Source organism: Azospira inquinata, assembly GCF_018905915.1.
Classification (GTDB): Bacteria; Pseudomonadota; Gammaproteobacteria; order Burkholderiales; family Rhodocyclaceae; genus Azospira; species Azospira inquinata.
In genome coordinates this window covers 3051503-3067040 of record NZ_CP064782.1, presented here as the reverse complement: position 1 = coordinate 3067040, position 15538 = coordinate 3051503, and the positions used below count along the sequence as shown (strand labels likewise).

General features: G+C 60.5%; 9 protein-coding genes. 7 read left to right on the top strand and 2 right to left on the bottom strand.

All coding sequences use genetic code 11. The features are described 5' to 3' along the window. The first annotated feature begins 17 nt into the window (after positions 1-17). The 5 genes from Azoinq_RS13820 to Azoinq_RS13800 all read left to right on the top strand — a co-directional run bounded on the left by Azoinq_RS13820 (position 18) and on the right by Azoinq_RS13800 (position 7468). Positions 18-1952, top strand: a complete 1935-nt coding sequence (locus tag Azoinq_RS13820) for a bifunctional diguanylate cyclase/phosphodiesterase (RefSeq protein WP_216128324.1) — start codon at positions 18-20, stop codon at positions 1950-1952. A gap of 168 nt (positions 1953-2120) precedes the next feature. Beyond that, a complete protein-coding gene (locus Azoinq_RS13815; protein WP_216128325.1) occupies positions 2121-3770 on the top strand; it encodes a methyl-accepting chemotaxis protein in 1650 nt (549 codons plus the stop codon). 271 nt (positions 3771-4041) lie between these two features. Next, positions 4042-5181 (top strand): tetratricopeptide repeat protein, encoded by a 1140-nt coding sequence (locus tag Azoinq_RS13810; protein ID WP_216128326.1) that lies wholly within the window; start codon positions 4042-4044, stop codon positions 5179-5181. A gap of 8 nt (positions 5182-5189) precedes the next feature. Then, entirely contained in the window at positions 5190-5798 is a 609-nt protein-coding gene (locus tag Azoinq_RS13805) for an FMN-binding negative transcriptional regulator (RefSeq protein WP_216128327.1), read from the top strand. Between the two features lie 107 nt (positions 5799-5905). Continuing rightward, positions 5906-7468, top strand: a complete 1563-nt coding sequence (locus Azoinq_RS13800; RefSeq protein WP_216128328.1) for a hypothetical protein — start codon at positions 5906-5908, stop codon at positions 7466-7468. Positions 7469-7571: 103 nt separating this feature from the next. Here Azoinq_RS13800 and clpB read toward each other — a convergent pair whose 3' ends face one another. Continuing rightward, positions 7572-10154, bottom strand: coding sequence for an ATP-dependent chaperone ClpB (gene clpB / locus Azoinq_RS13795; protein ID WP_216128329.1), 2583 nt, complete (start codon positions 10152-10154; stop codon positions 7572-7574). A 268-nt stretch (positions 10155-10422) separates the two neighbouring features. Here clpB and Azoinq_RS15160 point away from each other — a divergent pair, with 268 nt between their 5' ends. After that, positions 10423-12045, top strand: coding sequence for a methyl-accepting chemotaxis protein (locus tag Azoinq_RS15160; protein WP_216128330.1), 1623 nt, complete (start codon positions 10423-10425; stop codon positions 12043-12045). 140 nt (positions 12046-12185) lie between these two features. Then, positions 12186-13826, top strand: a complete 1641-nt coding sequence (locus Azoinq_RS13785; protein ID WP_216128331.1) for a methyl-accepting chemotaxis protein — start codon at positions 12186-12188, stop codon at positions 13824-13826. A gap of 331 nt (positions 13827-14157) precedes the next feature. Here the strand turns inward: Azoinq_RS13785 and Azoinq_RS13780 are convergent, their stop codons facing one another. Next, entirely contained in the window at positions 14158-15516 is a 1359-nt protein-coding gene (locus Azoinq_RS13780) for a hypothetical protein (RefSeq protein ID WP_216128332.1), read from the bottom strand. Positions 15517-15538 lie beyond the last annotated feature (22 nt).

The window sequence follows — 15538 nt, the reverse complement described above, 5'->3', positions numbered from 1 at the left end:
CTCCTCGACGTCGTCGTGTGATCCATCTGCTTTGGTTGGGGGTGGGATTAGCGGATATTTTTGTGCTGGCCCTGGCGGTGGTGATTGTGATGCAGGGGCGGGCCAATGAGGAGCAGGAGGCCCGGGTATTGACCGCCAACTATTCCCGCATTCTGGAAGAGAGCCTACGGGGGGTGTTCGGCAAAATCGACCTGGTATTGCAGACGGTACGGGATGAGGCAGAGCGGGAGATCGCCCGGGGTGGCATCCGGGAACAGGAGATGGACGCCTTCCTCGCCCGCCAGGACGCCCGGCTGCCGGAGGCCCTGGGGCTGCGGGTGGCAGACGCCCAGGGCATTATTCGTTATGGGGTAAAGGATATAAAAGTCGCCCGGGCCAGCATTGGGGACCGGCCCCAGTTTATCCGCATGAAAACCGACCCCGGCGCGGGCCTGGTGATTTCCCGGCCGGTCATGGGTCGGGCGGCGCAAAAGTGGATGATTACCCTGAGCCGCCGCTTAAACGATCCCCAGGGACGCTTTGCCGGGGATGTGCATGTGGCGGTGGGGATCGACTATTTTCTCGCCATGTTTTCCCAGGTGGATCTGGGAGACAAGGGCAATATCGGCCTGTGGGAACAGGATGCCCTCATCGCCCGCTATACCAAGGCGGATTCCCGGGGGGCCAGTGCCGGGGCGACCACCCCCTCCCCGGAGCTATTTGGCCTGCTCCATTCAGGTAAGGAAGAGGCCTATTACCGTACCCGTTCCGGGGTGGATGGTATTTACCGCAGCTTCCACTTTCGCCACATCCGGGGCTTTCCCCTTTATTTCGTCGTAGGACTGGCTGAGTCCGATTATCTGAGCCAATGGGAGCGGGATAGCCGCAACACCCTGCTGACCGCCCTGGGCTTTGTTGTGGCCTCCTGGGCCGTGGCCGGGGTCATCTCCCGCAGCTGGCGGCGCCAGGAGGCGGATCAGGAAGCCCTGCACCGCCAGGAACGGGAGTACTCGGCCAAGCTGCAACAGGCCGTGGCGGAAGCCCGCCACGCCCAACAACTGGGAGAATCCATCCTCACCTCGGCGGGGGAAGGGATTTGCGGCGTGGATCGGGAGGGCCGGGTCATCTTCGTCAATCCGGCGGCCCGGCGCATGTTCGGCTGGGGAGAGAACGAAGGCCTGGGCTGGCTCCTGCATCCCATCACCCACCATCACTATCCGGGGGGCGAGGCCTACGCCCCGGAAGACTGCCCTATTCACCAGACCCTGGCGGATGGCCTCAGCCGCCAGATCAAGGACGATGTCTATTGGCGCCAAGATGGCCAGCCTTTCCCCGTGGAATACAACGTGGCCGCCATCCGCCAGGAAGGGCGCATTACGGGGGCGGTGAATGTGTTCCGGGACATTACGGAGCGCAAGGAACTGGAGGAGCGGATCACCCACCTGGCCCTGTTCGACACCCTCACCGGCCTGCCCAACCGAGCCTCCCTAGCGGAGGCTATTCCCTCCATTACCGCCGCCATGGCCCGACAGCGGGCCAAGACGGGCATCCTCTACGTGGACTTGGATGGATTTAAGGGCATCAACGACACCCTGGGCCACAACGCCGGAGATCGGGTATTGCAGGAAACCGCCCAACGCATGAAAAGCTGCCTGCGGGCCGATGATTTGATCGTGCGCCTGGGGGGCGACGAATTTCTGGTGCTCAGCCCCGGGGGCGTCCCCACCCGGGAAGGGCTGGAACAACAAGCCCAGCGCCTCATTGAGCGCATCCATCAGCCCATTCCCCTGGCGGGCAAAACCCCCTGCATCGGCGCCAGTATCGGCATTGCCCTCTACCCGGATGATGACCCGGATCTGGAGCATTGCATCCAGCGGGCGGATGATGCCATGTATCAGGCCAAACGGGCGGGCAAAGGCTGCTATCGCTGGGCTTTTGGCCCGGGGGCGGCAAAAAATCCGGCCCTAAGCTAAACCAATTCCGGGATAATTGGGTCAAACAGCACCCGTTGGAACGGTCGGCGCCACCCGTACCAACCCGACGGCATAAGAAGAGCAAAATCAACCGGCCCAGGCCGGACACCGCAGGAACGCCGCACCTGTAGAAGATTGCTTGCTCCAATTTCGATCTCGGGGGAAAACATGCAGCTCCACATCCGTCACCGCCTTTACGGCCTGACTCTCGTCGCCATCGTCCTGCTCGCCGCCATCAGCCTGTTTGCCTATTGGCAGATCAGCGCCCTGGACAATCTTTTTCAGCAAAGCGGCCGTCAGCGCCAGCAACTGCTGGAGGCCGTGGATAATGCCCGGGCCGCCCAGGTCCATTTCAAGATTCAGGTTCAGGAGTGGAAAAACATCCTGCTCCGGGGCAAGGACCCGGAAGCCTTTCAAAAATACCTGAAGGGATTCGGGGAACAGGAAGCCCAGGTCACGGATCGGCTAAATAAGCTGCAAGCCAATGTGGCCGCCCTGCACCTGGAAAACCGTATCCAGGTGGCTGCGGTGGAAGAGACCTTCGCCAAGCTGGGCCCGGCCTACCGCAGCGCCCTGAACCATTACGACCGGAGCAGCGCCGACCCGGCGGGTACAGTGGATAAGCAGGTCAAAGGCATAGACCGGGCGCCCACCCAGGCGGTGGACAAGCTGGTGACCGACCTGGGAGACGAGGCCCTACGCCTTAACCGGGAAGAAAACGCCAATGCGGCGGACGTTTACGGCACGGTGCGCATCGGTCTTTTCCTAACCACCCTGGCGGCCCTGGTGTTGCTGGGGGTCATCGCCTTAATCATCGTCCGTTCCATTACCGCTCCCCTCGTCGGCCTGGGCCAGACCATGGACCGCATTTCCAGTAGCGGCGACCTGACCCAGCGGGCGCCGGTGCTGCGCCAGGATGAAATCGGCCACATTGCCCAGTCCTTCAACGCCATGATCGGCCAGCTCCAGACCCTGATTGGGGAAGTACGCCAGTCCAGCGAACAGGTCACCGCCTCGGCCCGGGAAATTTCCCAATCCACTGACTCCCTCTCCACCGTCTCGGAACAGCAAAACAATGCGGTGGCCAGCAGTGCCGCCGCCGTGGAAGAACTCACCGTGGCCATTACCACCGTGGCGGACACGGCCCAGGACGTGCATCGCCAGGCCCGGGAAAGCGTGGACAAATCCCAGGAAGGCAATGCGGCGGTCACCCGGCTGGCGGACGAAATCCAGGAAATTTCCCGGATCATGGAAGAAATCGCCCACAAGGTGGGGGACTTCGTGGCCTCCACCCGCTCCATTTCCGGCCTCACCCAGGAGGTGAAGGAAATCGCCGACCAGACCAATCTGCTGGCCCTCAATGCGGCCATTGAAGCCGCTCGAGCCGGGGAACAGGGCCGGGGCTTCGCCGTGGTGGCGGACGAGGTGCGTAAGCTGGCGGAAAAATCCGGCCACTCCGCCGGGGAAATCGACGCGGTCACCCATGCCATCGGCGCCCAGTCCGAAGCCGTTCAAACCGCCATCAGCGCCGGGGAACAGGCTATTGCGGCCAGCCGGGAACTGGCGGAAGCGGTGGAAAGCAAGCTCACCCACGCCCGCCAGGCGGTGGAAGGCTCGGCCCACGGGGTGGATGAAATTTCCGCCTCCGTGGCAGAACAACAGCACGCGGCCACGGACATCGCCCAGAATATGGAACGGATCGCCGGCACGGCGGAGGAATCCCACGCCGCCACCCAGAGCGTGAGCCAGGCCAGTGACCAGCTCCACGCCCTGGCGGAACGGCTGCACCAGGCCATTTCCGGCTTCCGGGTGGCTTAACGCCCAGGCTAAAAGTCGGCCGCCCCGTCCCCTCCCCCGAAAGACGGGGGTCGGAACAGCCCCCCCCGCCCCAGCCGGAGCCTTGCTCCGGCTTTTTTGTGCACCGTTCGCCGCAACGAAAAACGGCAACCCCCTTCCCCGGCCCAAGGAGCTTTCCCCTCCCCCAAGGGCTAACACCGCCCGGCAAAGGCCCCCGCCCCTTGCCCGCCTATTCCCCTGTCGTACAATGGCTCCGTCGCCCCGGCCCCGCCGGGCTTTCTTTTGCTACCCCATGCCCATCGCCCCCGCCCCCACTTCCCTGCTCCAGCCCCTGACCCACGGAGAAGACGCCCAGCGGCCCTTTGACGTGGCCGTCATCCTGCCCACCACGGGCCGCCCCAGCCTGCTGCGGGCCGCCCGCTCCGTCTTTCACCAGGATATGGACGGCCGCATCCAGCTCCTTATCGGGGTGGATAAGGCGGAACCCGGTCTGGAATCCCTGCTGGATACACTGGTGGCGGAATGCCCGGCCAAGGTCAGCCTCTATCTTTTCAACCCGGGCTATTCCACCTCCAAGCGCCACGGGGGGCTGTTCAGCAACCATTACAGCGGCGCCCTGCGCACCATTCTTTCCTTTGCCGCCAACAGCCGTTATCTGGCCTATCTGGATGACGACGACTGGTACGCCGGCAACCACCTTTCCAGCCTGCTCACCGCTGTAGCGGGCAAGCAATGGGCTTTCTCCCTGCGCTGGATGGTGGATCAGGTCACCGGCTGGCCCCTCTGCCCGGACGAATGGGATTCCTTGGGGCCGGGCAAGGGCATTAACGCAGAACGCTACGGCGGTTTCGTCAGCCCCAGCAACCTGCTTCTGGACCGGGAAGCCACCCTCTTCTACCTGCCCCTCTGGTCCCTGGCCGCCTTTGACGACGGCACGGGAGAAGACCGGCTGCTCTTCAATGAGCTGAAAAACATGACCTGGGCCAGCAACAACGCCCACACCTGCTTTTACGAGCTGCGCCCGGACCACCAGGCCCACCCCCACCACGCCCGGGAATTCGCCCAGCGGGGCATACGCTGGCACCTGGATCGGGAGCTGGTGCCCCGTATCCAGGCCCTCACCGCCCAGGCCCAGGCCCTACTCAAGGACGGCGCCCCGGCGGAGGCCGCCGCCACCGCCCGCCAGGCCCTGGCCCTCCACCCCTACCACCACCCCGCCCTCTCCCTCCTGGCCCAGGCCGAATGGCAATTGGGACAACGAGAAGAAGCCTTGACCCACCTGGAACAGGCCAGGGCAGCGGATGACCAGACCCCGGAAGATGAAGAACGGCTCAGCGCCTGGCTCCAGGCCCAGGGGCGAAGCGCGGAGGCAATCACCGCCCGCCAACCATTGGAGCGGCGCTTTCCCCATCTCACCCCCCTCGCCCCTTAGGCCCGCCCATGTACAACCCCAGCCATTTTCGTGAAAGCGACCCGGCCACCCTGGCGGAATTGATGGGGCAATACCCCCTGGCCAGTCTGGTCACCCTGGGGCCGGAGGGCCTGGACTTCAGCCCCGTGCCCCTGCTCTATGACCCCACGCCCCGGGAAGGCGCGCCCCAGGGGGTGCTGCGGGGCCACCTAGCCCGGGCCAACCCCCAATGGCAGCGCTTTAACCCAGACATCCCAGCCCTGGCCGTATTCACGGGCCCCAACGCCTATATCACCCCCAACTGGTATCCCAGCAAACAGGAACACGGCAAGGTTGCCCCCACCTGGAACTACGCCGTGGTGGAAGCCCAGGGCCCCCTCCACATCATCACCGAGCCCCAGGCCCTACGCCAATTACTCTCCGCTCTCACCACCCAGCAGGAAGCCACCCAGCCCCGCCCCTGGCAACAGGAAGACGCCCCAGAAGGCTATTTGAACGCTCAAATCAAGGCGGTAGTGGGTATTGAATTAGCGGTTACCCAATTACAGGGCAAATGGAAAATGAGCCAGAACCGGAATGAGAGGGATCGGGAGGGGGTTAGAAGGCATTTGCGTAACGCAAAAAATTTAGTTCGGTGATTTTAGCTATGCTACAAGCAACTTTATGCATCTTTAAAAAAATGATACATAGATAGCTACGTTTATCTTTTGATAATTTCCTCAAAAATTTTTTCTACGAGACGACTATGGATTTCCTGGGCTACCTCAAGAAGGATGACTTCGAGCAATTTAAGAACGAAATCGCAGCTAAGATAGGAAACATTTCCCTCGAAACAAAAGGCAAAGCAAACAGAGAGGAGACGATTCCAAGAATAAACGATCTAGAAGTTTTATTAAAGCAAAAGACATCCGACCTTGAGGAGTCCGCAAGAACTGCGGCCCTTAAAACGACCGAGCATCAAGCTGCCGCAGAAAGCTCGTTAAAAACGATTAATGAAATACTATCCCTACAAGAATCGCTTAAAAAAGGTGTAGAGGAAGACGTATCCAAACTAAAGGAACTACAACAAACCACAAAAGACACGAACACCAAATTAGGGGAAAAAATACAAGAAGTCATACAGCTGCACACAAACTCAATTGCCGATCAAAAGAAAATTAGCGAAGTCATTGTTAGCATTGAGGCGTCAAAACAAACCATCCTCGACCACCTCGAAAAGACAAAGAACATTCCCGAAGATACCCAAAAATTAGAAAAACTCTTAGAAAACGCAGAATCAAACTCCGCATCTATCAATGGACTACTTTCTCAATCATCAAAACGAAAGCAGGATATAGAAGATTTATATAAAAAAATATACGGGGAAGACATTAAAACAGAAGACGGGAAAATTAGTCACACAAACGGCATAAAAGATGAGCTACAGAATACATACAAAGCCTTATCGCTAGAAATACAAACCCTTCAAGACATCATAGACAACAAGACAAAAATAATAGAAGACGCCCACAACAATTCCATAGCCCAGCGGGAAGAAAACGTCAAAGAAATTATTTCCTCTGCAAAAGCGGAGATAGATTCCGTCACCATAGAGCTTAAAAACCTACTTCCAGGAGGGCTTGCGGCTGGATTGAGCGCTGCTTATGAGAGCAAAACAGGCGAAGAAAAGAAAGATCTCAAACGATTTGAAAGCACCTTCAAAACAACAATTGGACTCCTTGTGGCGGCCTCACTTATTCCATTCTTAATTGACATATATTTACTGGCATTAAAAAACAAGGAACTGACGAGCGTCATAAAAGACACCCCCCACCTTATAATATCCATCTTACCCCTCTATTTTCCCATCCTATGGCTTGCGTACTCATATGCAAAAAAAATTAACTTATCCAAGAGACTCATTGAAGAGTACACGCATAAGGCTGTACTAGGGAAGACATTTTCCGGGCTATCTCATCAAATCGAGTCCTTACCCAAGGATAGTCCAGTAAGAAATGAACTATGGACCAAACTACTTTATAACGTACTACAAGTAAGTTCAGAAAACCCCGGAAAACTGATTACAGATTACAACAAAGCAGACCACCCCTTAATGGAAGTTCTTGAAAACAGTTCAAAACTCTCAAAATCTCTTGATGTACTCTCAAAAATTCCCGGCTTTTCCTCTATTGCGCAGACCCTCACGGAAAAAAACGAAAAATCACTGGCAGCACAGGGAGACAGTGTAAAAAGCGGATTAGATGCAAACGAATCATTAAACGCAACTCAGGAGCCCCCTATAAGCACTGGAGAAAAGTCACCAAAATAGCTCATATACTCAACAGTTTCTCCTAAAAAAACGGCGGACCCGAAACTTCGGAACCCGCCGTTTTTAACGCCCCACCGTCCCCGGCAGGGCCTCCCAAAGCCTCCTAGGCTTTGGCGAAGCTGATCACCCCGTTCTCGCAACTCACCCGGATGGTGTCCTTGGGCGCAAATTTGCCTTCCAGGATTTGCTTGGCCAGGGGGTTTTCGATGAACTGCTGGATGGCCCGTTTCAGGGGGCGGGCGCCGAACACCGGGTCGAAACCGGCCTTGGCCAGTTCGGCCAGGGCGGAATCCTGAACATCCAGGCCCATTTCCATCTGGGCCAGGCGTTTTTCCAAGTAGCCCAGCTGAATCTTGGCGATCCGGGCGATGTTCTTTTCGTCCAGGGCGTGGAAGACCACCACTTCGTCGATCCGGTTAATGAACTCGGGGCGGAAGTAGGTCTTCACCTCGGCCATGACCGCCACCTTGACGGCGCCGTAATCATCCCCGGACATCTGCTGGATCATCTGGCTGCCAAGGTTGGAGGTCATGACAATCACCGTGTTCTTGAAATCCACGGTACGGCCCTGACCGTCGGTCATGCGGCCGTCGTCCAGCACCTGGAGCAGCACGTTGAACACGTCCGGATGGGCCTTTTCCACCTCATCCAGCAGGATGACGCTATAGGGTTTGCGCCGCACCGCCTCGGTGAGGTAGCCCCCTTCTTCGTAGCCCACATATCCCGGAGGCGCGCCGATGAGCCGGGCCACGGAGTGCTTTTCCATGAACTCGCTCATGTCGATGCGGATCAGGTGTTCCTCGCTATCGAACATGAACTCGGCCAGGGCTTTGCACAGCTCGGTCTTACCCACCCCGGTGGGGCCCAGGAAGAGGAAGGAGCCATAGGGCCGGTTGGGGTCGGAAAGCCCGGCCCGGGAGCGACGAATGGCGTCGGAGACCAGGCGCACGGCCTCGTCCTGACCCACCACCCGCTGGTGCAGCCGGTCTTCCATTTTCAGGAGCTTGTCCCGTTCCCCCTGCATCATCTTGGCAACGGGAATGCCCGTGGCCCGGGACACCACCTCGGCGATTTCTTCCGCCCCCACCTGGGTGCGCAACAGCCGGTTGGGTTTGGCCTGGCCATCTCCGGCCTTTTCCGCCGCCTTCAACTGGGCTTCCAGCTGGGGCAGCTTGCCGTATTGGAGCTCGGCCACCTTATCCAGCTTGCCTTCCCGTTGCAGCTTGGCGATTTCCGCCCGGAGCTTGTCGATCTCTTCCTTGATGTGGGCGGAGCCTTGCACCTGGGCCTTTTCCGCCTTCCAGATTTCTTCCAGGTCCGAGTATTCCTTCTGCAACTGGCCGATTTCTTCCTCGATCAGGGCCAGACGCTTTTTGGAGGCCTCGTCCGTTTCCTTTTTCATGGCCTCCCGCTCGATCTTCAACTGGATCAGGCGCCGATCCAGCTTATCCATGGATTCGGGCTTGGAGTCGATTTCCATCTTGATGCGGGCGGCGGCCTCGTCGATCAGGTCGATGGCCTTATCCGGCAGGAAACGATCGGTGATGTAGCGGTTGGAAAGCTCCGCCGCCGCCACAATGGCCGGGTCGGTAATTTCCACCCCGTGGTGCAGTTCATACTTTTCCTGCAAGCCCCGCAGAATGGCGATGGTGGCTTCCACGCTGGGTTCATCCACCAGCACCTTCTGGAAGCGCCGTTCCAGGGCCGCGTCCTTTTCAATGTACTTGCGGTACTCGTCCAGGGTGGTGGCGCCGATGCAGTGGAGCTCACCCCGGGCCAGGGCCGGTTTGAGCATATTGCCCGCGTCAATGGCCCCTTCCGCCTTGCCGGCCCCCACCATGGTATGGATTTCGTCGATGAAGAGGATGATGCGGCCCTCTTCCTTGGCGATGTCGTTCAACACGGCCTTCAGCCGTTCCTCGAACTCGCCCCGGTACTTGGCCCCGGCCAGCAGGCCGGCCATGTCCAGCACCAGCACCCGCTTGTTTTTCAGGGTTTCCGGCACTTCATGATTGATGATGCGCTGGGCCAGCCCTTCCACAATGGCGGTCTTGCCCACCCCCGGTTCCCCGATCAGCACCGGATTGTTTTTGGAGCGCCGTTGCAGAATCTGGATGGCCCGGCGGATTTCGTCGTCCCGGCCAATCACCGGGTCCAGCTTGCCCTGGGCGGCCCGTTCGGTTAAGTCGATACAGTATTTTTTCAGGGCTTCCCGCTGGCTTTCCGCTTCCTGGCTGTTCACGTTCTGGCCGCCCCGCACGGCCCCAATGGCCGCCTCCAGGGCTTTGCGTTGCAGACCGTACTGCTTGGCCAGCCGTCCCGCTTCCCCTTTGTCCCCGGTGAGGGCCAGAAGGAACATTTCCGAGGCGATGAATTCGTCCCCCGCCTTCTGGGCTTCCTTATCCGTCACGTTAAGGAGATTGGCCAAATCCCGGCCCACCTGCACGTCCCCGCCCGTGCCTTCCACCTTGGGCAGCCGTTGCAGGGATTGTTCCAGGGCGGCCCGGAGGGGCGGCACATTGACCCCGGCCCGGGACAACAGGGAGGCACTGCCCCCCTCTTCCTGGTTCAAAAGGGCCAGAAAGAGGTGCTGGGGCTCGATGAATTGGTTGTCGCCCCCCACGGCCAGACTCTGGGCATCGGACAGGGCTTGCTGGAATTTGGTGGTGAATTTGTCGAAGCGCATGGGTTCCGCCTTTCGGAAAAATCGTTTCAGGCCGGTACATGGGGCCGGGCCGGTTTTTTTCAATGGGCAACTTACCCTTTTGCCATGGCCAGTTCCACGCCCCGGCCTGACCTGGGACTGACCAAAAGAGGGCCAGAATATCCCTAGGATTTGTTACTATTACGGAAGTATTAGAAACTCAGAATAAACCAAAGAGCCTTGTAAAATAAGGCAAAGGCGCCACCCTGGCGTCCCGCCCGCCCCCATTTGCCTGAAGGAGATTCCCGCCATGTTCCGTAACGCCCGCAGCGTCGCCACACCCCTGCTTGCCACTTCCCTGGCGGTCGCCCTGGTTTTTCTGGGCGCCCTGGCTTATGCGCTGCTGGCCCTGGACCGTCTCGGGGATCATTTTGCTGAATTCATCGACCAGGATCAGGCCCGGCTCTCCATCTATCAGGACATGTACGCCCAGGGTTTGCAAACCGGCCAGGCCATCCGCAACATCATCCTGGACCCCCAGAATCCCCAGGCCTACAAAAACCTGAAAAAGGCGGATGAGCAATTCTTGAGCGATCTGGACAAGGCGGCCACCATTCCCGGCACCCCGGATCAGGCCCAGGCCGTGACCGAGCTGAAAGGCCTGTGGCAGACCCTGACCCCGGTGCGCCAGCGCATTCTGGAACAGGCCAAGGAAGATCAGAGCGGCGCCATCGCCACCCTGAACAAGGAAGAAACCCCGGCCTGGCGCAAGATCAAAGGCGCCCTGGTGGATCAGATCGACGCCCAGGGTAAGACGGTAGCCGCCACCCGTACGGCGGTGAAGGACGAGGCCAATGACCGGGCCCTGGGGGCCGGGCTCCTGGGGGGCGCGGCCCTGGTGATCGGCGCCATATTGCTCACCCTCCTCTCCCGCCACCTCATTACCGCCCTCTCCCACCTGGAACAATCCATGGCCCAGCTGGCTTCCGGCAGCGGCGACCTGACCCACCGCCTGCCCGTGGATTCCCGGGATGAAATCGGCCGGGTGGCGGAACACTTCAACCGCTTTGTGGCGGACCTCCAGGCCACGGTGCGCAATATCCGCAACGCCGCCACCCAGATGACCCAGTCCGCCCACGCCCTCACGGGCAACGTGGCCCAGGCTTCCGAATCCTCCCAGCACCAAAGCGAATCCGCCGCCGCCATTGCCGCCGAAGTGGAACAGCTCACCACCAGCATCGCCACGGTGGCGGATGCGGCGGATCAGGTGCGGCAGAAGTCGGCCCAAAGCCGGGAGCTTTCCCACCAGGGCAGCGAATCCGCGGCCCAGTTGCTGGAGGAAATTACCCGCATCCAGCAATCCATCCAGGAAATGTCCCACTCCGTGGAGGACTACCTAAAGAGCGCCAACACCATTAACCGGCTCACGGAAGAGGTGAAGGACATCGCCGACCAGACCAATCTGCTGGCCCTCAACGCGGCCATCGAGGCGGCTCGGGCTGGGGACGCGGGTCGGGGCTTTTCCGTGGTGGCGGACGAGGTGCGCAAGCTGGCGGAAAAATCTGCCTTGTCCGCCAACGAAATCGACGGGGTCACCCAGTCCCTGAGCGGTAAATCCACCTCCCTGCTGGATACGGTCCATAGCAGCGTGGATACCCTGAGTAACACCCAGGCCGCCCTGGACAGCATCGCCCAGGTGCTCCAAGAAAGCGCCACCTCCGTGGAAGCCTCCCACCAGGGCATGGACGACATCAGCAATTCGGTGCGGGAACAGAAAACCGCCAGCGAGGATATTGCGGTCAATGTGGAGAACATTGCCCGCATTGCGGACACCAATTCGGACGCCGTTCGCCAGACCGAAGAGGCGGCCCGCCGCTTCGACACCATCGCCAAGGAACTGCATCAGACGGTGAGTCACTTCCAGGTGGAATAAAAGGGTAGGAAAAATCCGACCCGGGCACCCCGCCCCGGGTTGGCAAGGGTCGGGGACCACGTTAAGCTTCAGTATTGGCGCGGCCTGCCGTTAATCAGGGTGCCCCATGAACCAAGACAATAACCGATAAGGGATTCGCCATGGCTTCAGCCCAACCCGCCTCCGTAAAGGGCAAGTTTCTCCTCCTCATCGTCCTGACCCTGGCCTCCCTGGCCATTCTGTTCGCCATTACCCTGAACAACGAACGGAACATGCTGCTCCATGACCGGCAGGAGAAGGTCCGTAATCTGGTGGAAACCGCCTCCGGGGTGGTAGCCCACTTCCACCAACTGGCCCAGAGCGGCCAGATGAGCCAGGACGACGCCAAGCGTCAGGCCATTGCCGCCCTGCGAGGCCTGCGTTACGACAGCAAGGAATATTTCTGGATCAATGATCTGGCCCCCCGCATGGTCCTGCACCCCATTAAGCCGGAGCTGGAAGGCAAGGACTTAGGGGGCATCAAGGACCCGGACGGCAAATTCCTCTTTAAGGAATTCGCCCAGACGGCCCAGGAAAAAGGCGCGGGCTTTGTGGATTACCAATGGCCCAAGCCCGGTTCCGACGCCCCGGTGGCAAAGATTTCCTACGTTTCCCTGTTCCAGCCCTGGGGCTGGGTGGTGGGCAGCGGCATCTACGTGGATGACGTCACCGCCATTTTCTGGGAAGACGCCACCAAGCTGGTGCTCTGGGGCCTGGCCATCGCCGCCCTGATCGCCGGTTCCCTCTTTGCCGTACGGCGTAATCTGCTCTCCACCCTGGGGGGAGAACCGGCGGAAGTGCTGGCCATTACCCAGCGCATTTCCTCTGGCGATCTCAGCACCCCCATCCGGCTTGCCACGGGGGACGACTCCAGCCTGGTGGCGGGTATGAAGCGTATGCAGGACACCCTGCGCCAGATGATCGGCGAGGTGATCGGTGACGCAGAACAGGTATCCAGCGCCGCCACCCAGCTGTTGCAGGCCTCGGAGGAAGTATCCACCGCCGCCCAGCAGCAGAGCGAGGCCGCCGCCTCCATGGCCGCCGCCATGGAAGAAATGACCGTGAGCATCGACCAGGTGGCGGAAAACGCCAAGGAAGCCCACGGCATCAGCACGGACGCGGGCAACGCCTCCCAACAGGGGGCCCAGGTGATTCACAACGCGGCGGAGGAAATGCGTCAGATCGCCCAAGCGGTCCAGGCCTCCTCCTCCATCATCGAGGAACTGGGACACCAGTCCGACCAGATCACCTCCATCGTCAATACCATCAAGGAAATCGCCGACCAGACCAATCTGCTGGCCCTCAATGCGGCCATTGAAGCCGCCCGGGCCGGGGAACAGGGCCGGGGCTTCGCCGTGGTGGCGGACGAGGTACGTAAGCTGGCGGAACGGACCAGCGTTTCCACCCAGGAAATCGGGGAAACCATTACCAAAATCCAGTCCGGCACCCGCAATGCGGTGAGCAGCATGGAACAGGGGGTCACCCAGGTGGAACGGGGGGTGGAACTGGCCAACGAGGCCGGCTCTTCCATCAACCAGATCCAGGCCGGGGCCGAGCGGGTGAATGAGGTGGTGAATGACATCACCGGCGCCATTCGGGAACAAAGCACGGCCTCCAGCGAAATGGCCAAGAGCATTGAGCACATCGCCCAGATGTCGGAAGAAAGCGCCAAGGCCATCACCGCCACGGCGGATGCCGCCCGCCATCTCCAGGAGCTGTCCCAATCCCTCCACGGGGCTGTGAGCCGCTTCAAGACCAACTAGGGCGCCACTCCCGTAGATCGGGAAGCCACAAAAAAGCCGCGAATTTCGCGGCTTTTTCTTTGGTTGAGAGGATCAAGGGTTCAGGGAGAGAGGGTCAGGGTACCCATGGGCCGGACCTGAGTCAGGGAGCGGCAATATCGGCACCCCCTGTGGCGCCCCTTTTGCCGGCCGCCATACTTGATCGGGAAGGTGCCTATGCCTTCTACCTTTCAGGGCCCAAAGCTTTCCGGTTAAAAAGGGGAAAGACAGGACCTTCCAACCCTTCCCCGCCCATCGGCTCCCCAAGGGCCTTACGAAGGCCCGACCTGTCGGTCCCCCGGGACAAGCGACCTCAAGCTTCCGCCGGAAGCTCTCCCACCCCGAATACGGGGCCGAAGCCACCCCCCGGAGTACGGAAATTGGTGGTCTGGCCCTGGTAGAGCCGGGCGGCCACCAGTTGCACCTGGCCGTTATAGGCGTAATTGCGCACATCCAGTTTCAGGCTGGCCCCCTCCTCCCCGGCCCCGATCCGGCGTTCCGACGGCGGTACCAGGGCCTGGGCCACGTAATTGCCCGCCAGGATTTCCCCAAAGACCCGCTTGGTCAGCTTGTCCCCCCGGTAGGCCGCCCGGCTGCCGAAGCCGGTGGCGGGCTTGAAGAACCATTGCTTCCGCTCCTGCCAGAAACGTTCCCCGGCCTCCGGCGTTACCGCCACGGTACGGGGAATCCGGGCCAGGAGCACCTGACGGCAGGCTTCCGGCACCCCCAGTTCGGCCAAGCGCTCCCCATCGGAGAGCAGGGTGAGGTGGCGCTTGTCCCCATAAAGGGCATAGGCCCGGGGATTGGGCGTCAGGGCCACGGCCCGGGCTAGATAGGCCTGGCGCAGGGCGGCGTGGGCCGGTTGTTCCAGGAAAAAGTCGGTAAGCCGGTTATAGACCAGATCGATGACCTGTGCCCCGGCCCGGAGCTTTTCCCCATCCCAACTCAGGGCCGCCCCATCCACCACCAGGGCGCGCCAGCCCCAGTTCTCGAAAAGGTTTTTGAAAAGATGAAATTCCGGGGCCAGGAACTGGGACTCGGGGGCATCATCCACAATGGCAATGGTGCGCAGGGGCCGATTGAGGCCACCCGCCACTTTGAAGAGAGACCACTCCCGCTGGAACATGGATACCAGCTTGGCTTCCAGGGCGGCACCGTCGCTCACCAGGGGCCGGGCCGCCTTACCTTCAGGACAGCCCCCCCAGGCCCGGGGGTCCGCATTGTGGGCCAGCCGGGCGCAGAGCAAGGCGCCCCCCGCATTGGTATTAATTTCGATGAGCCGGGGCCCCTGATCGCTCAAATGGAAGTCGTAGCCCAGGAACACCCCGGCGCTACCTGGTTCAAAGGCAGCGATGCCCGGCGCCTGGGCCAGAGCCTGCTGGCGATAGGCGGGCAAGGCCACCACCTCTTCCATAACCTCCACCAATTCAGCCATGGCCTTGAGGTCGGTTTCGCTGACGAATACCCCGGTCCGGGCAAAAAGATGGGGATGGGTCTGGGCCAGAGCGCTCCAGAACTGCTCCGCCTCCCGGGCCCGTTCCGGCCCGGCCCCGGCAGCCAGCAGGCGCAACAGGGCGGCGGCCTCGGGGGCGGCGGCGAGGCAATCCCGGTTAAGACGGGCGGCGGGGTTTTCGGCCCCGGCGGTCACCGGGGAAGTAAGGGAAATAGACATGGGCAAAGCTTTAAAGGGCGGG